The 24529-nt window shown below is 60.4% G+C and carries 20 protein-coding genes; 11 read left to right on the top strand and 9 right to left on the bottom strand.

Going from position 1 to position 24529, the window contains the following annotated elements; translation table 11 throughout:
• Positions 1-31 precede the first annotated feature (31 nt).
• The 3 genes from KEHDKFFH_RS07355 to KEHDKFFH_RS07345 all read left to right on the top strand — a co-directional run bounded on the left by KEHDKFFH_RS07355 (position 32) and on the right by KEHDKFFH_RS07345 (position 6895).
• Positions 32-3334, top strand: a complete 3303-nt coding sequence (locus KEHDKFFH_RS07355; RefSeq protein WP_104321316.1) for a transglutaminase family protein — start codon at positions 32-34, stop codon at positions 3332-3334.
• 89 nt (positions 3335-3423) lie between these two features.
• Entirely contained in the window at positions 3424-5928 is a 2505-nt protein-coding gene (locus KEHDKFFH_RS07350) for a circularly permuted type 2 ATP-grasp protein (protein WP_104321315.1), read from the top strand.
• A 10-nt stretch (positions 5929-5938) separates the two neighbouring features.
• Positions 5939-6895, top strand: coding sequence for a transglutaminase family protein (locus KEHDKFFH_RS07345; protein ID WP_104321314.1), 957 nt, complete (start codon positions 5939-5941; stop codon positions 6893-6895).
• Positions 6896-6916: 21 nt separating this feature from the next.
• Here the strand turns inward: KEHDKFFH_RS07345 and KEHDKFFH_RS07340 are convergent, their stop codons facing one another.
• Positions 6917-7813, bottom strand: coding sequence for an alpha/beta hydrolase (locus KEHDKFFH_RS07340; RefSeq protein ID WP_104321313.1), 897 nt, complete (start codon positions 7811-7813; stop codon positions 6917-6919).
• 113 nt (positions 7814-7926) lie between these two features.
• On the opposite strand from KEHDKFFH_RS07340, the gene KEHDKFFH_RS07335 reads away from it, so the two are divergent.
• The 4 genes from KEHDKFFH_RS07335 to KEHDKFFH_RS20060 all read left to right on the top strand — a co-directional run bounded on the left by KEHDKFFH_RS07335 (position 7927) and on the right by KEHDKFFH_RS20060 (position 10873).
• The gene (locus KEHDKFFH_RS07335) at positions 7927-8931 is read left to right on the top strand and encodes a GlxA family transcriptional regulator (RefSeq protein WP_104321312.1); all 1005 of its coding nucleotides are present in this window, start codon (positions 7927-7929) and stop codon (positions 8929-8931) included.
• 93 nt (positions 8932-9024) lie between these two features.
• On the top strand, positions 9025-9648 hold the full coding sequence (locus KEHDKFFH_RS07330) for a MarC family protein (RefSeq protein ID WP_104321311.1): 624 nt from the start codon (positions 9025-9027) through the stop codon (positions 9646-9648).
• Positions 9649-9684: 36 nt separating this feature from the next.
• Complete coding sequence (locus KEHDKFFH_RS07325) at positions 9685-10269, top strand: gamma-glutamylcyclotransferase (protein WP_104321310.1); 585 nt, start codon at positions 9685-9687, stop codon at positions 10267-10269.
• A gap of 151 nt (positions 10270-10420) precedes the next feature.
• Positions 10421-10873: a hypothetical protein gene (locus KEHDKFFH_RS20060; protein WP_146084196.1), complete on the top strand. Its 453-nt coding sequence runs from the start codon at positions 10421-10423 to the stop codon at positions 10871-10873.
• Here the strand turns inward: KEHDKFFH_RS20060 and KEHDKFFH_RS07315 are convergent.
• Positions 10830-11780, bottom strand: a complete 951-nt coding sequence (locus KEHDKFFH_RS07315) for a DMT family transporter (RefSeq protein ID WP_104321308.1) — start codon at positions 11778-11780, stop codon at positions 10830-10832. The two genes, KEHDKFFH_RS20060 and KEHDKFFH_RS07315, sit on opposite strands and share 44 nt — an antisense overlap.
• 228 nt (positions 11781-12008) lie before the next feature.
• Here KEHDKFFH_RS07315 and KEHDKFFH_RS07310 point away from each other — a divergent pair, with 228 nt between their 5' ends.
• Both KEHDKFFH_RS07310 and KEHDKFFH_RS07305 read left to right on the top strand, forming a co-directional pair.
• Positions 12009-12968 (top strand): LysR family transcriptional regulator, encoded by a 960-nt coding sequence (locus KEHDKFFH_RS07310; RefSeq protein WP_104321307.1) that lies wholly within the window; start codon positions 12009-12011, stop codon positions 12966-12968.
• A 134-nt stretch (positions 12969-13102) separates the two neighbouring features.
• On the top strand, positions 13103-13408 hold the full coding sequence (locus KEHDKFFH_RS07305; RefSeq protein WP_104321306.1) for a hypothetical protein: 306 nt from the start codon (positions 13103-13105) through the stop codon (positions 13406-13408).
• A 15-nt stretch (positions 13409-13423) separates the two neighbouring features.
• Here KEHDKFFH_RS07305 and tsaA read toward each other — a convergent pair whose 3' ends face one another.
• Positions 13424-13909 (bottom strand): tRNA (N6-threonylcarbamoyladenosine(37)-N6)-methyltransferase TrmO, encoded by a 486-nt coding sequence (tsaA, locus tag KEHDKFFH_RS07300; protein WP_104321305.1) that lies wholly within the window; start codon positions 13907-13909, stop codon positions 13424-13426.
• A 15-nt stretch (positions 13910-13924) separates the two neighbouring features.
• Positions 13925-16432, bottom strand: coding sequence for an acyl-CoA dehydrogenase (locus KEHDKFFH_RS07295; RefSeq protein ID WP_104321304.1), 2508 nt, complete (start codon positions 16430-16432; stop codon positions 13925-13927).
• A gap of 222 nt (positions 16433-16654) precedes the next feature.
• Here KEHDKFFH_RS07295 and KEHDKFFH_RS07290 point away from each other — a divergent pair, with 222 nt between their 5' ends.
• On the top strand, positions 16655-18298 hold the full coding sequence (locus KEHDKFFH_RS07290; RefSeq protein WP_104321303.1) for a methyl-accepting chemotaxis protein: 1644 nt from the start codon (positions 16655-16657) through the stop codon (positions 18296-18298).
• Here KEHDKFFH_RS07290 and KEHDKFFH_RS07285 read toward each other — a convergent pair.
• Entirely contained in the window at positions 18288-19178 is an 891-nt protein-coding gene (locus KEHDKFFH_RS07285) for a prenyltransferase (RefSeq protein WP_104321302.1), read from the bottom strand. The genes KEHDKFFH_RS07290 and KEHDKFFH_RS07285 overlap by 11 nt on opposite strands.
• A gap of 43 nt (positions 19179-19221) precedes the next feature.
• A complete protein-coding gene (locus tag KEHDKFFH_RS07280) occupies positions 19222-20109 on the bottom strand; it encodes an AEC family transporter (RefSeq protein ID WP_104321301.1) in 888 nt (295 codons plus the stop codon).
• Positions 20110-20321: 212 nt separating this feature from the next.
• Here KEHDKFFH_RS07280 and KEHDKFFH_RS07275 point away from each other — a divergent pair, with 212 nt between their 5' ends.
• The gene (locus KEHDKFFH_RS07275) at positions 20322-21506 is read left to right on the top strand and encodes a MalY/PatB family protein (RefSeq protein WP_104321300.1); all 1185 of its coding nucleotides are present in this window, start codon (positions 20322-20324) and stop codon (positions 21504-21506) included.
• A gap of 17 nt (positions 21507-21523) precedes the next feature.
• On the opposite strand, the gene KEHDKFFH_RS07270 is transcribed toward KEHDKFFH_RS07275, so the two are convergent.
• From KEHDKFFH_RS07270 to KEHDKFFH_RS07260, 3 genes are read right to left on the bottom strand one after another with little or no spacing between them, the layout of a single operon-like run.
• Positions 21524-22069, bottom strand: a complete 546-nt coding sequence (locus KEHDKFFH_RS07270) for a carbohydrate-binding protein (protein ID WP_104321299.1) — start codon at positions 22067-22069, stop codon at positions 21524-21526.
• On the bottom strand, positions 22062-23030 hold the full coding sequence (locus tag KEHDKFFH_RS07265; protein WP_104321298.1) for a DMT family transporter: 969 nt from the start codon (positions 23028-23030) through the stop codon (positions 22062-22064). Before KEHDKFFH_RS07265 ends, KEHDKFFH_RS07270 begins: the two co-directional genes overlap by 8 nt.
• Positions 23031-23075: 45 nt before the next feature.
• Positions 23076-24461 carry a succinylglutamate desuccinylase/aspartoacylase family protein gene (locus KEHDKFFH_RS07260; RefSeq protein WP_104321297.1) on the bottom strand — a complete coding sequence of 462 codons (1386 nt, stop codon included), beginning with the start codon at positions 24459-24461 and terminating at the stop codon, positions 23076-23078.
• Between the last annotated feature and the right edge of the window lie 68 nt (positions 24462-24529).

Here is a 24529-nt window from a genome sequence, read left to right as displayed (position 1 = left end):
CCCAATTCTATTCGCCCGCGAGATAGGTTCCATGTCGATTCATGTTGCCCTGAGCCATACCACCCACTATCGCTATGAGCGCCCGATCACCCTGGGGCCCCAGATCGTTCGTTTGCGCCCCTGTCCGCACGCGAGAACCCGCATCCTCAGCTACTCCCTGAAGGTGGAACCAGAAGGTTACTTCCTTAACTGGCAACAGGACCCGCAGGCCAATTATCTGGCCCGTCTGGTGTTCCCGGAAAAAACGGGCGAGCTGAAGATCACGGTGGATCTTGTTGCCGAGATGGCCGTGATCAACCCGTTCGATTTCTTCCTGGAACCCCGGGCGGAGACCATTCCCTTCGACTACGAAGAATGGCAGACCGCAGAGCTTGCACCCTATTTGCAGAAACTGCCGGAGACACCGGAGTTCCGGAAATGGGTGGCCACTATCGACCGCACGGAAACCCCCAGCGTGGATTTCCTGGTGGGTGTGAACCAGCGTGTTGCCGATCGAATCGACTACCTGATCCGGATGGAGCCGGGTGTACAGACCCCGGAAGAAACCCTGAAAAAAGGCTCCGGCTCCTGTCGGGATTCCACCTGGTTGCTGGTCCAGACGCTCCGGCATCTGGGTCTGGCGGCGCGGTTCGTGTCTGGTTACCTGATTCAGCTCAAAGCGGACCAGAAAGCACTGGATGGTCCCTCGGGCGCTGAGGAAGACTTCACCGATCTGCACGCCTGGTGCGAGGTCTTTCTGCCCGGCGCGGGTTGGGTCGGCCTGGATCCGACCTCCGGCCTGTTTGCCGGGGAAGGGCACATTCCGTTGGCCTGCAGCCCGGATCCCTCTTCCGCGGCACCGATTACCGGCATGGTGGAGGAGTCCGGGGTCGAGTTCGAGCACCAGATGAGTGTCCAGCGTATCTGGGAAGCACCAAGGGTAACCAAGCCCTATACCGAAGCCCAGTGGCAACGCATCGTCGGGCTTGGCCATGACGTCGACCAGCGTTTGACGGAGCTGGATGTGCGTCTGACCCAGGGCGGCGAACCCACGTTCGTGGCCAATCATGACCGGGACGAACCGGAGTGGAACACCGAGGCGATGGGCCCCACCAAGCGCAAGAAGGCCATCGAGCTCTACCACCGGATGCGGGACCGCTACGGCGCTGGCGGGCTGGTGCACTTCGGCCAGGGCAAGTGGTATCCGGGAGAGCCTCTGCCCCGTTGGTCCCTGAACTGTTTCTGGCGCAAGGATGGCGAGCCGATCTGGCACGATGAGCGCTGGCTGGCGGATGAACGCACCGCGGGCAAGGCAACCCCGGAAGCGGCCCACCGGTTTCTGCAGGGATTGGCGAAACAGTTGGGCGTTGATGAAGAGCAACTGTTCCCGGCGTTTGAGGATGCCTTCTATTACCTGTGGCGGGAACGCCGGCTGCCGGTCAACGTCGATCCCTTTGATGCCAAACTCGAGAATGCCCTGGAGCGGAAGCAGCTCCAGCAGATTTTCAGCCGGGGTCTGGATGAGCCCGTTGGCTACGTGCTCCCTCTGCGCATCTCCGAAAAGGAACAGGCGTGGGAGACGGGCCCCTGGTTCCTGCGCAGCGAGCGCTGTTACCTGATTCCGGGCGGCTCTCCCATGGGCCACCGTCTGCCCCTGGATAGCCAGCCCTGGGTGGAAGACGCCGATTACCCCTGGATACACGAGCAGGACCCTTTCGCCCCCCGTGGCCCTTTGCCCGCCAGCGAGGAGATCCGGCAATGGAACAGCCGGGGACAGACCAGGCAGGCATCGCCGGAACTGGAGCCGCCGAAAAAAGGCAAGTCGGCACCGGAGATTGTCCGAACGGCCCTTTGTGTGGAGCCCCGGCATGGCATTCTCCGTATTTTCATGCCGCCGCTGGAGGAGCTTGAGCCCTACCTGGCGTTGGTGTCAGCCATCGAGAAAACCGCTGCCACTCTCAAGCAGCCGGTCTTGCTGGAGGGCTACGAGCCACCCTCGGACCACCGGATCACCCATTTTCGGATCACCCCGGACCCGGGGGTGATCGAAGTGAATGTGCAGCCCGTCCGGACCTGGGACGAAATGGTGGAGCAGACCGAGACCCTGTATGCAGACGCCTACGAATGTCGGCTGACCTCCGAGAAGTTCATGATGGACGGTCGCCACACCGGTACCGGAGGTGGCAACCATTTCGTGCTGGGTTCGCAAAAGGCAGAAGATTCCCCGTTCCTGAGGCGTCCGGATCTGTTGCGAAGCCTGATCAGCTACTGGCATAACCATCCGAGCCTGTCCTACCTGTTCTCCGGCCTGTTTATCGGTCCCAGCTCCCAGGCGCCGAGAATCGATGAAGCCCGAAACGATCACGTATTCGAGATGGAGCTGGCGTTCAGGGAGATGGAGCGGCTATGCCCGGTGGGCAAGAAAGTCGCGCCCTGGGTGGTGGACCGGCTGCTCCGGGACTTGCTCACGGATGTGACCGGCAATACCCACCGGGCGGAGTTCTGTATCGACAAGCTCTATTCCCCGGACAGCCCCGGTGGGCGCCACGGGTTGCTGGAATTGCGGGCCTTCGAGATGCCGCCCCATGCCCGGATGAGCCTGACCCAGCAACTGCTGTTGCGGGCACTGGTGGCCCGATTCTGGGAGCAACCCTACAAGCCGCCCGGGCTGGTACGCTGGGGCACCGAACTGCACGACCGGTTCCTGCTGCCGCACTATGTCTGGCAGGATTTCGAGGACGTCATCGACGATATGAAGGCGCAGGGCTATCCGCTTGAGAGCGAATGGTTCGCGCCCCATTTCGAGTTCCGGTTCCCCCGGATCGGCGACTACAAGGTCAAGGGCATCACCCTTGAGCTGCGCTCGGCCCTGGAGCCCTGGCACGTCACGGGCGAGCACGGCGCCATTGGCGGCACGGCCCGATACGTGGACTCCTCGCTGGAGCGTTTGCAGGTGAAGGTTCGTGGCGCTGCGCCGGATCGTTACCAGATCACTTGTAATCAGGTGCCATTGCCGCTGCAGGCCACCGGCATGGTGGGGGAGTTCGTTGCAGGCGTGCGCTACCGGGCCTGGCAGCCGTCCCAGTGCATGCATCCAACCATTGGTGTGGATGGGCCGCTGGTGTTCGATATCGTGGATACCTGGAACGAACGCAGTCTGGGCGGGTGTGAATACCATGTAACCCATCCCGGTGGCCGGAACTTCGAGACTCTGCCGGTGAATTCGTTCGAGGCCGAAGGCCGGCGTATGGCGCGTTTCTTCCGGATGGGACACAGCTCCGGACAGCAGCCCCTTCGCCCCGTTCCGGAGCATCGGGAATTCCCGTTTACCCTGGATCTGCGATATCACAAATAACATGCATGGCCGTGTGGTTTGATGCTGGCTCCGGAGAGTAGAAAGCGGCTATGCTTCCAGCTCACTGACCAAGGGAGCCTGAATTCAAGGTGGCGAAGCAGCGCGCAGTAACTGACATCCTCCGCCAGTACCACCCGGTGCCGGATCGGTTCGATGAGCTTGGCTCCATGGGCTCCGGACCGAAGTCCCACTGGCGGCCATTGCTGCAGCAGCTCAACCTTGAGTCGGTGGACAGTCTCAATATCAGGGCCCAGGCTGTTTCCAATGCCATTGCCGAAGACGGCGTAACCTACAACGTCTACGAGGACCCTCGTGGAGATTCCCGGCCCTGGGAAGTGGATCTGCTTCCCCTGGTCCTGGGCGCCGATGAGTGGCAGTGGCTATCGAAAGCCGTCGCCCAGCGTGCAGAACTTCTGGACAGCGTTCTGGCCGATCTGTACGGCGAGCAGTCGCTGTTAAAAGAAGGTTTCATGCCCCCGGCCCTGGTTTATGGCCAGGCCGGTTTCCAGTGGCCCTGTCAGGGTATTGAGCCAGCCGGTGGCCGGTTCCTGCACCTGTACGCCGTGGATCTGGCGCGGGCGCCGGACGGAGGCTGGTGGGTAATGGCGGACAGAACCCAGGCGCCTTCGGGAGCGGGCTATGCACTGCAGAACCGGCTGGTGATTTCCCGGGCCTTCCCGGCGCCATTCCACAACCTTCCGGTGACCAACCTCTCGGAATTCTTCCAGGGTTTCCAGAACAGCCTGGCGGGCATGTCGCCAGCCGGAACCGAGTCGCCGCTGTGTGTGCTTCTGACCCCCGGCCGTTTCAACGAAACCTATTTCGAACATGTGTTCCTTGCCCGCTACCTGGGCTTGCCCCTGGTTGAAGGCCAGGATCTGACCGTGCGTGATGACACGGTGTACCTGAAAACGCTCCAGGGTCTGCGGCGGGTACACGCCATTTATCGCCGGCTGGACGATGGTTTCTGTGACCCCCTGGAGCTGCGCGCCGATTCCGTGCTTGGCATTCCCGGGCTGCTGGGGGCGGTGCGGGCAGGCAAGGTTCTGATGGCCAATGCCCTGGGTTCCGGGGTTCTTGAGAGTGCGGCGTTATTCGGCTTTTTGCCGGAGATTTCCAAGAAATTGCTGGGCTCGCCTCTGGCCATGCCGTCGGTGGCATCCTGGTGGTGTGGCGAGAAGCCGGCCCTGGACTATGTCATCGAGCACCTGGACGAACTGGTGATCAAGCCGGCGTTCGCGAGCATGCGAATGGAGCCGGTGTTCGGTTATCAGGTGAAGGGTGCAGAGCGGGATGCCCTGATCAAGAAGATGCATGCCCACCCCCATGCCTTTGTCGGCCAGGAGCTGGTGCACCTTTCCCAGGCGCCGGTCTGGAAGGGCGAGCGGGACCAGCCGCTGGCAACCCGGTCCATTGGTCTGCGGCTGTTCGCTGCGGCCACGCCTTCCGGCTGGCGGGTTATGCCCGGGGGCCTGACCCGGGTCGCCATGGACGAGGGCGTGGAGGTGATCTCCATGCAACGGGGTGGCTTGTCGAAGGACACCTGGGTACAGGCCCGCTACACGGCTCCCTCCAAGTCACTGATCAAGAAACGCCTGCAGGTCTCTGACCTGCTCGACGGGGAGCGGGACACCCCCTCCCGGGTGGGAGAAAACCTGTTCTGGATGGGCCGGCACTCGGAGCGGGCCGAGGCGACTGCCCGGCTATTGCGAGCCGCCTTCAACCGTCTGTCGGGCCACGACCAGGCCAGTGAAGAAGCCCTGCTTGGGCTGCAACAGGCAGCCGAGCAGTTCGGGACGCTTCCGGAACCGGAAGAAGATGCGGTGCCGGAGCCGCTTCCCGGAATGTTGCTCAGGGCGGTCAGCGATCTCAAGTTTCCGGGCTCGATCGCGTCCATTCTTCAGGCCCTGTTGTTCAATGCCAGTCAGGTCCGGGACCGGCTGTCCTCCGACAACTGGCACACGCTCAATCGAGTGGGCAAGCCCCTGAGCCCGGCGCCAACCACGCCGGACCAGTCGATCCGGGCGTTGAATCTGGTGTTGCTGGACTGCATCTCACTGGCAGGCTTTGCCATGGATGACATCACCCGGGACGCCAGTTGGGTTTTCCTGGTCATTGGCCGGCGTCTGGAGCGCCTTGCCAATCTCTGCACCCTGATCTGCGTGCCACTGTTCAGCGACCGCTTCAGCCGCCACGCCATGCTTGAGTGGCTGCTGGAGGTGGCGAACTCGGAAGTGACCTACCGCACCCGATACCGCCGGACACCGGAGCTTCTGGGCGTAGTCCATACCCTTGTGATCGACGCGAGCAACCCCCATTCGGTGATGTTCCAGCTGCGGCAGCTGCAGAAGGATCTGCCGGAGATGGGCCGGAAAACCGGGCAACTGTTTCCCCCGGATCTGGGCGAATCCCTGCAGCGGCTGCAAGCCCTGGATTTGCATCCGTTTGAACGCAAACGCCCGGACAAAGCCTGTGAGGCCCTGGCGGAGCTGTTGTGCGACATCCGGTCCGAGGTCTATCGTGTATCGGATGAAATCCAGAGGCAGTGTTTTATTCACACCCGGTATTCCGACCGGTCTGTGAACCCGGATTGAGGCGCCTGTCATGACATTTATCCGTTACCATGTGCGTCATGAGACCCTCTACCAGTACGATCAGGTGGTGGGGGAGTCCCACCATTTGCTGAGGCTTACGCCACGGGCGTTGCCCTGGCAGAGGAATCTTGAGCATCACTTGGCGATCTCACCGGAGCCCTCGGCAAGGCGTTCCTTCCTGGACTGCTTTGGCAACCGGATTACCAAGATTCATTTCACCGCCGACCACGAGTATCTGGAGATAATCAGTGAGTTCTGGGTGGAGCTTCGTGCACGGCCGAAACCTTCGGCATCCGCTGCAAAAGTCCCCTGGGAAACTGTGCGCGACAGCCTGCGGTACCGGGCGGACAGGACGTTTCCGCCGGACCATCTTCAGGCCACGGCCTTCCGGTTTGTCTCCACCAATGTGCCCATTGATTCCCAGTACGCCGCCTATGCCCGCGAGGCGTTTCTGCCGGGCCGGCCCCTGGTGGAGGCGGCGGAGGACCTGATGCGGATGATTCATCGCGATTTCCGCTTCGATGCGACGGCAACGGAAACCTTCACCCCAGTGGAGCAGGCGTTCAAGGCCCGTCGTGGGGTCTGCCAGGATTTCTCCCACATCATGATTGCCTGCCTGCGCTCGGTTGGGCTGGCGGCCTGTTACATGAGCGGTTATATCCTCACCCATCCGCCCGAGGGCAAGGAGCGGCTGGTCGGCGCCGATGCCACCCATGCCTGGGTAGCTGTGTTCGTGCCGGATTTCGGCTGGCTGGAGCTGGATCCCACCAATGCCCTGAGGCCGGATCTGGAACACATCACCCTCGGCTGGGGCCGGGACTTCTCCGATATCACACCGATGCGGGGCGTGCTGCTCGGCGGCGGCGAGCATGAACCGGAGATTGCGGTCACCGTGGTGCCCGAGGAGGAGTTCGCCTCGCTGTACGAGGATGGCGAAACCTACCTGGAAGAACTGTCACCAGGATGACCGCGGCTTTCTGGCACGGCATCACCCCCGGCCCAGACTTTTCAGCACCGTTTCCATGACCATGGGACTTGAGAGAATCCGATGATGGCCAAGACCACTGGTGCGCAGAAGATCTGCCTTGGCCCAGGTTTCAGCCACGCGTTGGCTCTCATCCGGTGAAATGGACGTGTCGGTGTCGTCAATGGCAACCAGGCCGGGCTGGTTCAGCCCGCGGCACAGCGTCTCAAGATTCAGCTTCTCCCAAATGGAGGGGCCGAACCGGTCTTCCATGAGTTCGAGGTGAACGGCCAGCACTTCGGGACTGAGGGTCAGCTGCCTGCCAAGGTTCTCCATAGCGGCCTTCAGGCTGACTGGTGGTGCCAGCATAGCCAGGTAGTCGGTGTGAAGCCCGTTGGTGATGGCCCTTGCTGCTGCGATACATCCGAGGGAATGCGCCAGTACACCCCGGACACCGCCCACGCTGGCAGACACGTGAGCTGTCACGTCTGCCATTTCCAGCAGATCTGTGCTCTCCCCCTGTGCCCGGCCATGGGCCGGGGCATCGAAGAGAACCACCCGATAACCGGCTTCAACCAGCGGTTCAATCCAGGCGCCGAACTGAACGCCCGCACCTCCCCAGCCGTGGACCCCCAGAATCACCGGGCCTTCTCCCCAGGAATAGACTGGAATGGTTCGGGCGCCGTGTTGAAGCTGGGTATAGCTGTCGGTGTTGTCCAGCCAGTGCTCGTAGCGAACGGGCAGAGACAGACGGGACGGCCTGAAGGCCATGCGGTTCACCAGTTTTCCGGCTTTTTGCGGCGATACCCGGGCATAGAGTTGCAGCGCCAGACGAGTCGCGGAAAGCCCCGCAGTGGCGGGTTTCCCGGCTTGGCTTGAGTGGCGTGGGATCTGTGTCTGTGTATTCAGTTGTGAGGTCATGGAGAAAGTCCTTCTTCGTGCTGTGGTGGATGACAGTTTCAGGTTAGGGCTTGCCGGCTGTCAGCAGGAGTGTCATATTTGACATATAAAGTGCAGAAAGGGCCATTTCCCTCATGATGAATATTGCAATCGTTGCCTTGCCCAACTGCCATGCATCCGGTGTACACGGTGTGATGGATTTCTTCACCGTGGCGAACTATTGCGCTCGCGTGCCAGGCGTTCACAGTGATCCCCTGTTCAACTGTCAGGTGGTGACCGTGGATAATCAGCCGGTCCGTGGTTACAGCGGTGCTCTGGTCACACCAACGGTGTGTCGTGAAAGCTTTCGGCCAGATCTGATTGTGGTTGGCTCGTCCGTTGAAGCTGCTGTCAGCGCGGAGCTTCTGGAACGAACCCTGGAGCCAGCCATACCCCTGTATGGCTGGCTGAGGGAGGCCTTTGAGCAGGATGTTGTGGTGGCAAGTGTGTGCACGGGCAGTTTTGTGCTCGCGGAGGCCGGCTTGCTGGGCGATCAGGTGGCCACCACGCACTGGCGGGCAGCACCGCTCTTTCGCGGCCGTTATCCGGATATTCGGCTGGATGAAGATCAACTGCTGGTGGATAACGGCCAGATTATCTGTGCCGGTGGTGCGACGGCGTTTGTGGATCTTTGCCTTTACCTGGTGGAACGTTTTGCCTCTCCCTCGGTCTCCCTGGCTTGTAGCAAGATGCTGGTTCTGGATGGTCGCCGGGCGGAACAGACGCCGTATATGGCCTTCTACAGCCGGAAGGCCCATCAGGACGATGCCATCCGCAAGGCTCAAACCTGGCTGGAGCATCATTACTCCGACCCGGTCAGCATTGATGATGTTGCCGATGTCGCCGGCTTGGGTACGCGCACCTTCAAGCGCCGATTCAAGGAGGCGACCGGGGAGACGCCCATCGGCTATCTCCAGCATCTGCGAATTGAAGCCGCCAAACACAAACTGGAATCCAGTCGTGAGCAGACGGCCCGCATTATCTGGAGCGTGGGCTATGAGGATGCCAGCTCGTTCCGGCGTTTATTCAAGCGAACGGTGGGCTGCACCATGGAACAGTATCGTAAGCGCTTCAGTTATGTGACACCGTTGGCCGTGTAATTCGAAAGGCCGCCATACGTCCACTTCCTTACGGCAGAAAACGTGGTAGCAAGCTATGCTTGCCCGCTTTCATTGACCGCTGGAATACCCGGAATGCTTGAAACCTTTTTCTCCACCTACATCAGCAGCACCATTCGCTTTCTGTTCCTGCTGGCGCCGTTTTTCGTGGTGACCATGTTCCTGGCGCTGACCCGGGGCCTGCCGGCAACCGAGAAGACATCGATTATCCGCCGTGCCTGCGTTTCGGCATTTTTGATGGGCGTGATTCTGTTCTTTGCCGGCCCGCTGCTGTTCAGCGCTATTGGTATCACGCTTAATTCGTTTCGAATTGGTGCTGGCTGCCTGCTGTTCCTGACCGCCATCAGCCTGGTGACCAGTGGTACCCGCAATCACGCCACCGGGTTGCCCGATGAGGATCGCGATGACATTGCCGTTGTGCCTCTGGCCATTCCGGTGATGATTGGCCCGGCCACCATTGGTGCGATCATGGTGTACGGTGCCGAACTCAACCGGGTATCCGAAGTGGCCGGCGGGCTCCTGGGGCTGGTATCGAGCCTGTTGATCCTGGCTGTGCTGCTGCATCTGTCAGGCTACCTTGAGAAGGTGCTGGGCAAGACTGGCCTGAACATCATGTCCAAGATCAGTGGTCTGATCCTTTCGGCCATGGCGGCTGAAATCGTGCTGACGGGCATTGCGGGTTTTATCGCGTCCACCTAGAGTATTCCCCGTTCCGTTCTTGCTGCAGGGTGTCTGATGTCTGCCAATACCATTGAGCACAATCGCAAACGATACGATTTCGCGGGCGTCGAGTCGGTCTGGCTGTTTGGTTATGGCTCCCTGATCCACAAGGTCGATTTTCCCTTCCTGGAGCAGCGCCCGGCGTCGATTCGGGGCTGGGAGCGGAGGTTCTGGCAGGGGTCGCACGATCACCGGGGAACCCCCGAGTCGCCGGGCCGGGTGGTCACCCTCATAGAAAACCCGGATGCTGTCTGCAAGGGCATGGCGTTCCGGGTGTCACCCAAGGTGTTCGAACACTTGGATGTCCGGGAAAAGAACGGCTATCTGCGCCTGAGCACCAGGCTCACCTTCGACGATGGCAGCCATGCCGAGGGCCTGGTTTACATTGCCACCGAAGACAACGAAGCCTTTCTGGGCCATGCGCCGGATGCTGATATTGCCCGCCAGATCGCCTCTGCCTCGGGTCCCAGCGGTCCCAATGCCGAGTATTTGCTGAGGCTGGCGGAATCCCTCCGCGCGCTTGGTGCCGATTGCCCCCACACCTTTGCCATTGAATCCCACCTGAAGTATGCCGTTAAAAACGACACGCAGGGACGCTAGAACGTCAAGCAGACCGGGCGTTTCGTAAAGATCCTGCAAAGCCCGCTTCGGGGCGCTGACATTCTCTCCCGGTTCGATAATCTGGGCGCAGAGGCATCCGGCACTGGGTCCGGATGCGAGATCTGTCTCTGAACAGAACGGGAGAATCATCATGAAGCGATTGTTGATCGGAAGCCTGGTAACGGCATTCCTGATGTCGTCTGCTCCGGTGATGGCTGATGACGACCGCCGGGGTCATGGCTGGCAACAGCAGCATGAGCGGGGGAAGACCCTACCTCCAGGCCAGCAGAAAAAGTTCCTGCAGGCCCATTACCGCGACGACCGTTATGATCGGCACCATCATAAGCCCCGGCACTACAAGCAGCATAAATGGGATCGAAACCACCACGATCGCCATCGCTACCATGGCGACAAGCGCCATTGGGGCAAGAAGCATAAGCGCGATGTCTATCGCGACAGGTATGACCGCCGGCGTGACTGGCATCGCCACCATTCAGGCCATTACCGCATCAAACTGGGTTACGGTGACGGATTGCCACCGGAGGCCCGGATTGGTCGGATTATTCACGACACTCACGTGCTAATTGACTCTTCCCGGCGCTGAGTAGGCCACCCCGGTTCCGGAGCGCCTGCTGCTCCGGAGCCGGATTGAATCCCCTCGCCGGTTCCCTGCGCCGGTGCTTCAGGCCGATCAGCAGCAAAGGCACCACAATCATCAGGCTGCCGGCCAGGAACCACAGGTCAGGCACTTCTCCGAACCAGATCCAGCCAATCCCGACGGCCCAGATCAAGCCAGTGTATTCGGCGCTGGTGACCTGGTTGGCGTCCACCTGACGGTAGGCCAGCAGGACGGTAATGTTGTAGCCCAGAATGAACAGGGCTGAACCCATGGCGCCGATCAGGATGCCCGAATCCCATTGCGCACCTTCCCACCAGGCCAGGGCCCCGGCTGCTGGCAGAATCAGCAGGTAGTTCAGGAACAGTTTGTGGACGGTGCTCTGCTGTTTTGGCAGTTTCCGAACCAGCACGGCGTTGATGGCCAGGGCAAAGGCCGAGCCAAGGGCTGCCACGGCCGCCCAGTTGAATTCCACCGGCCGCAGGATGAGCACAATGCCGGCAAAGCCGCTGAAGACGGCGGTGACGCTCAGGGGTGTCAGCTTTTCCCGGAACAGGAACACCGAGAGCACCATCACCAGGATGGGCGCAGCATAGAAGACGGCGTTGGCGGTTGCCAGCGGCAGGTTACCCAGGGCTATCACCATGCACAGGATGCCGGCCAGGTGGATGTGGGCCCGGAAGGTGTGGATTTTCAGGCCGGCGAACAGGTTTTTCCGGTCCAGCTGTTTTACCAGTGGCAGCAGAAAGGCCAGGGTGATCAGGCAGCGCAGGAAGGCGAACTGGAACACCGGGGCGCCGGGCTCCAGGAGTTTGATGAACACGTCAGAGATCAACGCCATGGCGTTGCCGATCACCAGCAGCAGGATGGCGCTGTTTACGGTTTTTCCTGACATGTTCTTTCCCCTTTTTAGTCTTCCAGTTCTGGTGCAAGAGCAAATCGCGCGGCTCCCTCCGAAAACCGCTGTGAATACGTCCCTGTACGCTTGCTCTCCGCCATCCATGGCTCCGAGCATTTTCGGAGGGAGCCACCCGATCTGCTCCCATAACATGGAGGGCAGTCTAAGGGGGTGTTAATATCCGATAAAATGATCTTTATTCGATAGCCATTAGAAAATTAGATAATGAAACTGCCACCCCTGAAAGCCCTGCCCGTATTCGAAGCCGTTGCCCGTCTCAACAGCTTTTCACTCGCTGCCGAAGAGCTGGCGGTGAGCCAGAGTGCAGTGAGCCACCAGATCAAACAGCTGGAAACTTACCTTGGGGAGCAGCTGTTCTGGCGTAGCGGGCGGACGCTGTCGCTGACCGACGAGGGACGGCAGTACCTGGATGCGGTCAGCTCAGCGCTGTTGCAGATTGAGCGGGCCAGTGAGCAGGTTCTGGGGCATGAGGAGTCGATGCTGCGGCTCTCGGTGTTCAGCTCGTTTGCTGTGCGATGGCTGGTACCACGGTTGCCGGATCTGAAGCGGTTGCATCCACAGTTGGATCTTGCGCTGGAAATGAGCAGCGGCAATCCGGTGTTGTCGGATCGGGTGGCGGATTGTTTTATTACCGTCAAACCCACGTCGCCAGCGTTCAGCTATGAGCTGCTGTACGAAGAACGTCTGTTCCCGGTGTGCAGTCAGGATTATTGGCAGAAGATTCGCCGGGAGCTCGCGCTGGAAGAGGTTGCCGGCGACCCGGACTCGGTGTTGTTGACGCCGGCAATGGTGGCGGAGTTTCCGTTGCTGTCGACTTACAGCATCTATGACCGGCAGGGTGGGGACTGGGAGGCCTGGTACCGTGAAGCGGGCCTGGCGCTGCCCGGGTCGTGCCGCTTGCTGCATTCGAGTCATATGCTGTTGTCGTTGGAAGCAGCGAGATTTCACCAGGGAATCGCGCTGACCAACGACTACATGCTCAGTACCCGCAAGGATTCCAGCGACTTCGTGCGCCTACCCTGCCATTCCGTCATGACGGGCGACATTTTTTACTTTGCGTGGAAAACCAGCCGTCGTCGTGAACGAGGCATTCAGCTTCTGCGCCGTTGGCTTGTCTCGGAAGCGATCAGTTCAGGGCTGCGTCCGGAAGCGGTATCTGAGTAAATTGCCCAGCGAACAGGGCTTTTATGCTGTAAGGGAACGCAAGTCGAAAGCTGGGCGTTTATACACAAAGTTTTCAAATGCCGGCTATCGGTTAATCATGCCCGGAACCTATGTCCAAGAGGAGCAAACTATCCATGTTTAAAACACTATCTGCTATCGCAATCGTGCTGCTGTTCGGTGCGACCTTGCCCGTCAACGCTGGCAACCATAGCGATGCATTGCCGCCCGGGCTGCAGAAGAAGTTGGAGCAAGGTAAGCCACTGCCCCCTGGCTGGCAGAAAAAAGTGGATATTGGCCGCGGCGACCGTTTGCATCGTGAGCTGTACGATTACGGCGATGTTCGTGACATCGGCGATGGCCGGGAAGAGGTCAGAGTGGAAGACCGCATCTATACCGTTATCAAGGATACTCGGGAAATCATTGATATCCTTGACCAGTAACGGAGTTCGCCCCCGTCATCTTCCACTGCCCATTTTGGGCGGCGCCTTCGGGCTGAAGGCGCAGCGGTCTGGTTTTATGTCTAGCAGTGGCGTTCCGTCCAGACAGTCCAGGCCGCGCACGATCAGGGTCCCTTTTTCCATACGAACCAGTTTGACCATGGACGTGCCAATCGGATTGGGCCGAACTGGCGAGCGCAGGGCAAAGGTGCCGAAGGTCTGGCCGTCGCTTCTGGGGCTTTGCCGGACCAGATCCCGGCGGCTCTGGTCCAGCCAGTAGAGCACCTCGATGGTGTCGTAGTCTTCGAGCCCCTTCAGCGCGTCGTGCCAGACAGGATCCAGAACCAGCTGGCATTCCGGCCCGTCCAGGTCGCCCTGGCGCGGGCAATTCTTGCGATCATGCCAGGGGGTGCGAATGGCGCCGATGAATCGCAACGTGGCGTCAGAGGCGGGTTCCAGTTCCACGGCCTCCTCATTGGGACGCAAATCTGCAAGATCGCTCATCGACCGGCCTGTACCTTATTTCTCATCTCTGGGTGGGCGTTCGACCACCTTGCGCTTGCCTTTGGCGCACCGCGAGAGTGCTTTCAGGCCATCGGCATCGAAGGCATCCACGCGGATCACATCGTAAAGCGCTTCCAGTGCTTCCAGCAGTTTGTCGCACTCGTCTGCTTTCACCACGCCCTGGGCACAGGCCCAGTCCACCAGTTCCTTGCGCTGATGGCCCATCAGCAGGTCTATGCCGCCCAGTTCGTCTTCATCCCGGTTACGCATGGCGTCATGCAGCCGGTTGCGCATGTCCGCGGTCTCGTTGGCGAGTTTGTAGGCATTGAGGACCCGCCCGAGTGGGTCTTCCGGATCCATGGTGGTGTAGGCACCGCGACTGATGCGCTGGCGCACCGGGGTGTCCTTGACGATGGATTCCGCGACCTTCGCGCCCAGCTTGTCGTCCGGACCGTTAAGACCGGTGGCACCTAGCGGGAACACCAACAGGCGCAAGGGCCAGCGCAGAGCCGGTACCGGGAAGTTGATGATCGCCTCGCGCATAGAGCCCTGTAGATCATGCAGACAGGTCTTCAGGCACCATTCCACCAGCGGCCGCTGATCATCCGGGTAACCTTCTTCATGCCATTGTTTGATCACGGCGGTGGCGTAGTACAGCTGCACCAGGCAGTCGGCCATGCGGCCGGAGAGCCGCTGACGGGCCTTGAGGCCCCCACCGACCGTTAGCAGGGTGACATCGGTCATCAGGGCGAAAGCCGCGGAGAAGCGTGCCAGCTGACGGTAACAGGGTTTGATATCGCCCTGCCGTGGCACAGATTCAATCCAGCCACGGGTCAGCCCCAGAAGAAGCGCCCGAAGCGCGTTGCGGGTGGTGTGGGCCAGATGGCGGTAGAAAATGCCGTCGAACTTTTTCGCGGCTTTGTCTTCATCTTCCATACCCGCGGCTTCGATTTCCTCAACAATAAACGGATGGCAGCGAATAGACCCCTGGCCGAAGATCATCAGGCTGCGGGTGAGGATATTGGCGCCCTCGACGGTGATACCGATGGGCACCGCCTGGTAGGCCCGGGCCAGGAAGTTCCGGGGACCGGTGATGACGCCCCGGCCAGCGACTACGTCCATGGCGTGGTTGATGACTTCCCGCATCAGATCGGTGTTGCGGTATTTCAGAACGGCGGAGGGTACCGAGGGCCTTACGCCACGGTCCAGCATGCCGGAGGTCAGCAGCCGGGCTGCGTCCATCATGTAGGTGTAACCGGCGATGGGCTCCAGGGCTTCCTGAACCCCTTCAAACTGGCTGATGGTGCGGCCGAACTGTTCCCGGGTGTAGGCGTAGGAGCCGGTAGCCAGGCTCGCCACCTTGCCGGCGCCGGTGCCCAGGGCCGGCAGGGAAATGGAGCGGCCGATGGACAGGCATTCCAGCAGCATGGTCCAGCCCTTGCCGAGCATATCCTGGCCGCCAATGACCTGTTCCATGGGGATGAACACGTCGTTGCCCCAGGTGGGACCATTCATGAACACGGTGTTCATGGGCAGGTGGCGGGCACCGGCGTTGACGCCATCGGTGTCCTTCGGCACCAGCACGCAGGTCACACCGATCTCATCGGCGTCGCCCAGCAGCTTGTCCGGATCATAGACCTTTATGGCCAGGCCGATCAGTGTCGCCACCGGTGCGAGGGTGATGTAACGCTTGTTCCAGGTGACTTTCAGGCCCAGCACTTCCTTGCCGTTCCACTGGCCTTTGCAGACGATACCTTTGTCCGGAATGGCGCCGGCGTCCGAGCCGGCTACCGGGGAGGTAAGGGCAAAACAGGGAATCTCATCGCCGCCGGCGAGTCTGGGCAGATAGTGCTGTTTCTGCTCATCGGTGCCGTAGTGCATCAGCAACTCGCCGGGGCCGAGGGAGTTGGGCACCATCACGGTGACCGCGGCCGACACGCTGCGGGTGGAAATCTTCATGACGATTTCAGAATGGGCGGTGTTGGAAAACCCCAGGCCGCCGTCTTCTTTGGGAATCACCAGCCCGAAAAAGCCGTTCTCACGGATAAACTTCCAGACCTTGTCCGGCAGGTCGTACTGCTCGTGGGTGATTTTCCAGTCGTCGAGCATGGCGCACAGCTTTTCCACCGGACCGTCCAGGAAGGCCTGCTCCTCGCTGGTGAGGTGCGCCGGTTTGGCGTCCAGCAACTTGTTCCATTTGGGCTTGCCGGAGAACAGTTCGCCGTCCCAGTCCACCGAGCCGGATTTCAGGGCTTCGGCTTCGGTATCCGAGAGTTTCGGCAGCCGGCTGCGCACCCAGCCAAGCAGGGGGCGGCTGAGCTTGTCGAGGCGCAAGTCGCCGGGAATAACAAGGATTAACGCCAGCGCCAGCAGTACACCGCCACAAAGAATGCTGATCAGGTGCCATTCATCCTGGAACAGACCCACAACGGTCGCAATGGACATGACGGCAGCGGCTGTGGTGCCGCCTATACCCAGGTAGATCAGCACCAGGGCACTGATCAGCAGAAGTAGAACACTCATGTGAAGACCTCCGTATCGTGAATGCAATCAGCGAGAAACTGACCTTTACCATCGGTCAAAGCCTGACCAGTTGCAAGAGGCGTGGGGGCGGGATGTAAAGATTGATTGCAGTAATGAAAAGCATTGTCAAAAACCCGCAAGTTTCTCTCCATTGATTGATCCAGGCTGCAACTTTCGGAGAACACATAGCCTCATTCAATAAAAAGTACCCGGAGCCTAATGATGTTTAGCCAGCTCACCGTTGCGAAACGCCTTGCCCTTGGCTTTGGTCTGATTCTGTCGCTGATGATTGCCATAAGTCTGGTTGGTAATCATCGGGTCGGTTTTATCGACAGGACCCTGACCGACGTGGGTGATGGCGCCGCCGTGAAGCAGCGCTACGCCATTAACTTTCGGGGCAGTGTCCATGACCGGGCAATAGCCATTCGCGATGCAGTACTGGTTGAGAACGACCGGGAGTTGCAACGGCACCTCGCGGACATTGAGCGTCTTAAGGGGTTCTACCGGGATTCCGCCGGCCCGATGGATACGATGTTCCGGGAAGAAGGCGCTAACAGCCGGGAAAGGGAACTGTTGGCAGCGATCAAAGAGATCGAGCGCAGGGCCCTGACGCTGACCGACGACCTCCTCGAGCTTCGCCTGGCGGGAGAGATCGACCAGGCCCGGGCATTTCTGCTCAGCGATGTCTCTGGCGCTTACTCGGAGTGGCTGAAACGGGTAAATGCCTTTATTGATTACCAGGAAGAGGTGGTTACAGGCGGCGTGGATGAGGTTCGCGAGGCAGCGAGTACATTCAATGCGTTGAATCTGGCCGTCACCGGTCTTGCGGTGGTTCTGGGTGCCCTGGTGGCTCTGGTGATCATTCGCCGATTGAAGAAGATTCTTGGCGGTGAGCCCGAAGACGTTGCCCGGGCCATTCGTCAGCTGGCCGATGGTGAGTTGGATCAGGAGCTTCAGACACGGTACCCGGATAGCGTGATGGGCGCGCTGCAGGACACTGTGGAGCGATTGGGCGGCATTATCCGGGAAGTAGGGTCTGCCGCTGAAGAGCTCTCCAATGCGTCCTCTGAGCTGGAAAGTACTTCGGACAATAACAGCCGACAGATACGCCTCCAGGCGACCGAGGCGGAGCAAATGGCCACGGCCGTGAACCAGATGGCTGCCACGGTGAGCGAAGTGGCCGGCTTTGCGGCCAGCGCCGCAACCGCCACCCAGAAAGCCGACACCGAAGTGGAGAGCGGCAATCGCGTGGTGCAGGAAACCGCGGCCTCCATCGGGGAGCTGGCGGAAACCCTGGAACAGGCAACCCAGACTGTACACCGGGTGTCCGAGGACAGCGCCAATATCGAAAAGATCATTGAGGTGATCAATGCCATTGCCGAGCAGACCAACCTGCTGGCGCTGAATGCCGCGATCGAGGCGGCCCGGGCCGGCACCTATGGTCGAGGATTCGCTGTAGTGGCCGACGAAGTACGGTCGCTGGCATCGCGGACCCAGGATTCCACACGGGAAATTCAGGAGATGATTGGAAACCTGCAGGCGGGCGCCGGCCAGGCGACCGAGGTTATGGAAAGCAGTCGGGAGCTCGCCCGCACCACGGTGGACAAGACCAGCGAGGCGGAGGCTGCTCTGGCCCGAATCCGGAACGAGGTGGGTGCCATCAACGACATGAATGCCCAGATCGCCAGCGCCTCGGAAGAGCAGAGTTCCGTTGCAGAAGAAGTTAACCGCAATATCAGCCGCATCCACGACGCCACAGTGGAGACCTCAGCCGGTTCCGAGCAGGTGGCCGGGGCCAGCCGGGATCTGGCCGTGCTTGCCGGTCAGCTGCGTTCCAGGGTCAGTGTGTTCCGGTTCAAAGGCTGAGTCCGCAGATCAATAGCGCCAGGGTCGCCAGCAGCACCGCGACGTTGGTGCCAAGGAGTGTGTTGAGCTGTACCGGGTTGGTGAGCCCGCCGGGCAGCTTGACGCTTACCCAGATTGCTGCCGGCAAAGGCGCAAACGCGAGAGCGGTCCACAACGGCAACCAGCCGATCCAGATCGCCGCTCCCAGAAGCCCAAAGCTGCCTAGCAGTAAAAGCGCAACCAGGCGGGCGGCGACCGTCTTCCCAAGGGTAATGACCAGGTGTCGGCGCCCGACTTTCCGGTCAGCTTCGGCATCCGGTATCTGATTGATCAGCAACAACTCACTGACCAGCAGCAGGCCGATGACGGAAACGGTAAGAGCCGTTGCGTCCAGCCGGGCCCCCAGGGCAATCAGACTGCCAAGAATCATCACCGGTCCGAATCCCAGCCCCGGAGCCAGCAGGCAAATCACCGGTGAGCGGGTAATCCAGCGGGTATAGGTGAGCACCAGAACCACGCCGGCGGCGCCAAGTACCAGCATGGGCAGGCCCCGGAGCCAGAGAAAGTAGAGACCTATGGCAACAACCAGACCCAGGGTGCCAAAGGCGGCCAGCAGGACCTGCCGGGCGGCGGCGGGAACCTCTGGCAAGGCGCCACTGCCGCCGGAGAATGGCGTACGGCGGGTAATCAGATCCAGCCCGGAGGCAAAGTCCTCGTATTCGTTGAGCAAATTGACGGCAGCGTGGGCGAGCAGGGCGCCAATCAGGACCAGCAGGGTATTGAGCAGGGCCGGAGGCTCGCCCTGGTGCCAGGCTACCGCTACGCCAAGGCCGGCACACAGCGGTGCGAGTACCAGGAAATTGGGTCGGGAGGCGCGCACCACCGCAACGGTTTCAGACATCGGGTCCTTCCTCGGCTAACAGAGCGGGTACTGGGGCAGATGCTCAGACGTAGCCGGCGGCAAACACCAGCCCGAGCACAACCGGCATGACCACAAGACTGCCCAGATTGCTCAATAATACCAGTGAGGCGACCTTGTGTGGCTCCTGCCGATACTGTTCCGCCACCATGTAATTGAGCACGGCCGGCGGCAAGGCCGCGAATACCCACAGCGCCGCAACCTGCATTCCGGGAAGATCGAGTACCGCAATCATCGGCCACGCCAGTATCAGGCCGCTCGCGGGGCAGGCGATGGCGCCGAGCATACCCAGTTTCCAGTCACTGAAATCGATATCAAGCATGCGCACGCCAAGGGCAAAGAGCATCAGCGGGATGCACACACCGCCGAGCATGTTCAGGGTTTCCAGCAGCCACTCTGGCAGGGGCACGCCCCCGAGATTGACCGACAGCCCGGCAATACTGGCGAATACGATGGGTAGCTTCAGGCGTTTTACGATGGAGGTATGAGGGTCGAGCATGTACAGCCCTACCGAAAAGTGCAGCAGCATTTCCACGATGAACAGCACAATGGCCGCCGGCAGGGCCTCATCGCCGAAAGCCAGCACCAGCAGCGGAATGCCCATGTTGCCGGAATTGTTGAACATCATGGGCGGCAGGAAGGTCTTCAGGTTCAGCTTCAGAACCCTGGCCAGCGGGTACAGCACAATGCCCGATCCGAGCACAACCACCGTGGCGGCCAGTGCAAGCCTGGCATACTCCTGCAGCGGAGCCTGCTGGTCAGCAAGAACGGCGAAGACCAGCATGGGCACGAACAGCTCCATGTTAAGAACGTTCAGTCCCTGGATGTCGGGCGTCCGGTAGCGGCCATAGAGTGCGCCGCAACCGGCGATCAGAAACACCGGCAACATGGTGGACAGAATCTGGCCAATCATTGAACAGGCTCCAGGGAATTGTTTGGAAGTTTTTATTGGATAAACCGTTAGGTTCGCAAGTATCGCCCTGCTTGGGCAAGTGTTTATCGCCGATGTTCGACCAAAGCCGGATATGAACACGGTGGCGACACCATGAGTCGACGGTTGCGATGGCCCTTCGGGCCCACCACAATACCGTTTCCCAATGTTGTTATCCGCCCTGGAGAGTCCCTGTGTCCAGCCCGTTTGATCAACCGGTTTCCCGGGAACACACCTGTTCCGTCAAATTTGATGCCCGCAAGGCGGTTTTTGGCACCGAGGAAGTTATCCCGGTCTGGGTGGCCGATATGGATTTCGCGGCACCGGAGGCTGTCACCCGTGCGTTAAAGAAGCGGGCCGAACATCCGGTTTACGGCTACACCCTGTTTCCGGACAGTCTTTACCAGTCGATGATCCACTGGTTTGCCAGTCGCCATCGCTGGGAGATCCGGCGCGAGTGGATACTGATGGCGCCCGGCGTAGTGCCATCGATCAACGCCGCGTGCATGGCCTATGCCGGACCCGGTGAGGGTGTCATCATCCAGCCGCCGGTCTATCCGCCGTTTTTCAGTTCGGTGCGGCACAGCGGCCGTGTGGTGATCGAAAACCCCTTGGTGCCGGAGGATCCGGCCACCGGAGACCCGGGCCATTACCGCATGGATCTGGATCACCTGGAGCAGTGCGCGGCCCGGCCGGATGCCCGAATTCTGCTGTTGTGTTCGCCCCACAACCCGGTGGGTCGCGTCTGGTCGGAGGAGGAACTGAGGGAGGTGCTGGCTATTGCTCGCCGGCACCGGCTGGTGGTGGTGTCCGACGAGATCCATTGCGATCTGACGTTCCCGGATAAACCCCGCCACACGATGCTGGCGAACCTGGCTGGCCCCGACGACGCCCTGGTAACAGCGGTGGCCCCCAGCAAGAGTTTCAACATGCCCGGCCTCGGCCTGTCAGCCCTGGTGATCCCCGATGCCGACCGACGCAAGGCCATGAAGGCGGTGTTCGAATCCATGCATCTGCCCCAGTGCAATCCGTTCAGTAGTGTCGGGTTTGAGGCTGGCTACCGCCATGGCGGTCCCTGGCTGGATGAACTGATGGCCTATCTGCAGGCAAACCGGGACTTTGTGGTGGAGGCGGTTGGCCAGCGCCTGCCCGGAATCCGGGTGGCAGCCCCCGAAGGCACCTACCTGATGTGGCTGGATTGCCGCGAACTGGGCCTGGACGATGCGGGCCTGAAACGTTTTTTCGTACAGGACGCTGGCGTGGGGATGAATCCCGGACTCTCCTTTGGCACCTCGGGCAGTGGCTTTATGCGCCTGAACATCGGCTGCCCCAGATCGGTTCTGGAAGAGGTCATTGGCCGCATCGAAGCGGCTCTCTGATCGTTGTACGGGCTGGGTTACTGTCCTTTCAAGGCACAGTGATCCTCCACCACCTTCCAGCGTGGTGGCTTGTTCATGCCCGGCATATCACCGTTGGTTTCCCGGATAGCCTCCCAGATCTGACCGCCATGGGTGGCGAGGCTTCCAACCGTGTAGCTCCTGGAGAATAGCCACGGGTCAGGGCGAACACACATGCCTGAGGCCGTCTCTCCCCGCTTGCTCTTGCCGGTTTTTTGGCCGTCTCCGGTCTGGGATCCTTTCCCTTCTCCCTCGGTCCGGGGTTGATCAAGCTTTTGTTTCCGGCCCTGGCAGTCGGGTACAGAGTTCAGTTTTTTCCAATCGAACGTAATACCTGGCTCCATGCCCTCGTGCAGTTCACGGGACTCATACCAACTGCCTTTATGGAAGACCGCAGCACCGGCTGGATAATAGCGGGTGGGTACCCACTTGGACTCTTCGGGATCACAGGGTTCCGCTGCAGCGTGCGCCGACAGGCCAGCGGTCAACAGGACCAGAACCAGGCAAAAGAAGCGGTGAGAGTTTCCTGGGATAGGTTTAATCATGGGTGTCTCCTTTTGCTGACTGCTCCGGGGTCGGGTAGTCGGTGCGTTTACGGGTCTGCGTGGCCAATACCAGCCCGGCCAGGATCAGCGCCCCGCCCATAACATGAAACAGGCCGAGGGATTCGGCGAGGAAAATGCCGGCCAGAATCGAGGCAAAGACAGGCGTCAGATACATAAAGATGGCCGCCCTGGCCGGGCCAATTTTATGCACACCGTGGTTCCAGAATCCATAGGCCAGGATCCCCGGGAAGATCGCGAAATACAGTAACGGCATGGCCGTGCTTTCCGAAAGCTCGAAGCCTCCGGAGAAGAAAATCAGATCGGTCAGGTAGAACGGCAGCACAACCAGGGTTCCCAGCAGGATCTGCGTGGTGAGAAAGGTCAACGCAGGCAGGGGCACAGCCTGGCGCCGCAATAGCACCGAAAACAAACCCCAACTGAATACCGCCGCCACCATAATCAGATCCCCCGGCTGGGCCTGAAGGCTGGTTAGCACCGATAGATCGCCGCGGGCAATCACGGTAACGATGCCGGTAATAGCCAGCACGATACCCAGCACCTGAATCGGCCGGGTGCGGTCGCCGAGGAGAATCCAGGCCAGCAGTGCCACGAAAATGGGAATGGTGGCATTGATCAGGGCAATGTTGGTAGCGGTGGTTGTGGTGGCCGCCAGATACAGCAGGGTATTGAACGCGCCCACGCTGAAGGTCGCCAGCGCCAGCATGGAACCGAACCGCTGGCGGATAATCTGGCGGTGGCGCCAGATACCCGGGAGCCCGAAAGGCAGCAGGATGGCCAGGGCGATTACCCAGCGCCAGAACGACATGGAGAGCGGCGGAATGTTCTCTACCGTGCCCCGGGCCACAACGGCATTACCTGCCCAGAACAGAGGTGTAAGAACCAGACCAATGTAGGCCAGGCCGGGAATTCGTGACAAGACTCCGGCGTTCTCGGAAGACACAAAGGCTCCTGTGGGGTTGGTGATGCCCGAAAAAAGCCTAGCATACTACTCTCCGGGAACTTCTGCCTCCGTACCAATGTGGTAGGCGGCAAAACCGGCCATCACTACCTGGTCTACGGCCATACCGATAACCCGGCCATCGGTGGTGGACCGGATAGGGTGCTGGGCATTGGTGATCGGATCGGAGACATAACCAAGAATTTCCCCTTCTGACACCTTGGCCCCAAGCTCAATTTCGCTGAACAGGATCCCGCCGTGGTCCGCGCGGATCCAGTCGGAATCGTAGTAGACCGGCTCCGGATCGCCCCAGACGAACATACGCGAGATCATGCCCTGGCGTTCCATCAGGCTGGTGAGGCTGTTCACGCCGGCGCTGATCTGGTGTTGCTGTATGCGGTGGGACTCGCCGGCTTCCAGCGTGACCGTTCGAATACCGGCTTCCACTGCGGCCGTGCGCAACATGCCGGCAGAACCGGAGCTGTGCACCACCGCCATGCGATCAAAGCCCCGGGTGAATTCCGCCACGTCCGGGTTGTTCATGTCGGCCCGAAGTTGCGGCAGGTTGGTACGCTTCAGGGAGCCGGTGTGGATGTCCACCAGCATGTCGCATTTGCGAATCACGTTCTCGAACAGTGAGTGGGCGATGCGGTCGGCCAGGCTGCCATTGGGGCTGCCCGGGAAATGCCGGTTGAGATCGCGACGATCGGGAAGATATCGACTTCCCTGCTGGAATCCGGGCAGGTTCACAATCGGTACACCCACGACCGTGCCCGACAGCTTCTCCGGGTTCAGGTCATACATGGTCTGGCGGATGATCTCGATGCCGTTCAACTCATCCCCGTGAATAGCACCGGTGAGGCACAGCGTCGGGCCGGCGTTGATACCGTTGACCACCAGAACCGGGGTTGTCTGGGACAGACCGGCAATCTGAATGCGGGGCGTCCAGGCCAGGCGGGTAGAGGTGCCGGGCATGACATCATTGTCGAGCAGTGTGAAAACCTTGCCCTCGCGAATCTCGGGTTGCGGCTCGGGTTCGGCTACCGCTTCTGTGGCCATGGCCTCGGATTCTGCGGCATCCGCATCGGTATCAGTGGGCGCTGAAACCTGTGCCTCTGGTGGCGGCGCAACCTGCTTCAGATCGATGTTCGGGGCTACCTTGCGGGAACCGGCTGAGGGTGTATCGATACCGGCTCCGCCCTGTGGCGTTTCCGGCTTACGGGCTTTGTTGTCCTTCCCTTTGGTCTGCAGAGGGGCCGACTGCTCAACGTCTTCGACACTCTCGTCCTCGGCCAGCTCCGCGATCAGCACTTCGGATTGTTTACTGGCCTTTGCCGAATCGGTTTCGGCCAGAACAGGCGCAGACAGCCAGGGCATGACCAGGCCAATCAGCAGGATTCGGTGGGACGGTTTTCGAAGCCGCTCAAACAGCATATTTCCTCACGGTTCGTCAGTGTGCGCTCAAGGATAGAGTGCCTCTGGCGGTCATGAATACTGCCGTG

The sequence above is a fragment of the Marinobacter maroccanus genome (assembly GCF_002933275.1).
Taxonomy (GTDB): domain Bacteria; phylum Pseudomonadota; class Gammaproteobacteria; order Pseudomonadales; family Oleiphilaceae; genus Marinobacter; species Marinobacter maroccanus.
The sequence above is the reverse complement of the archived record's forward strand: the minus strand, read 5'-3'. Positions and strand labels throughout refer to the sequence as shown.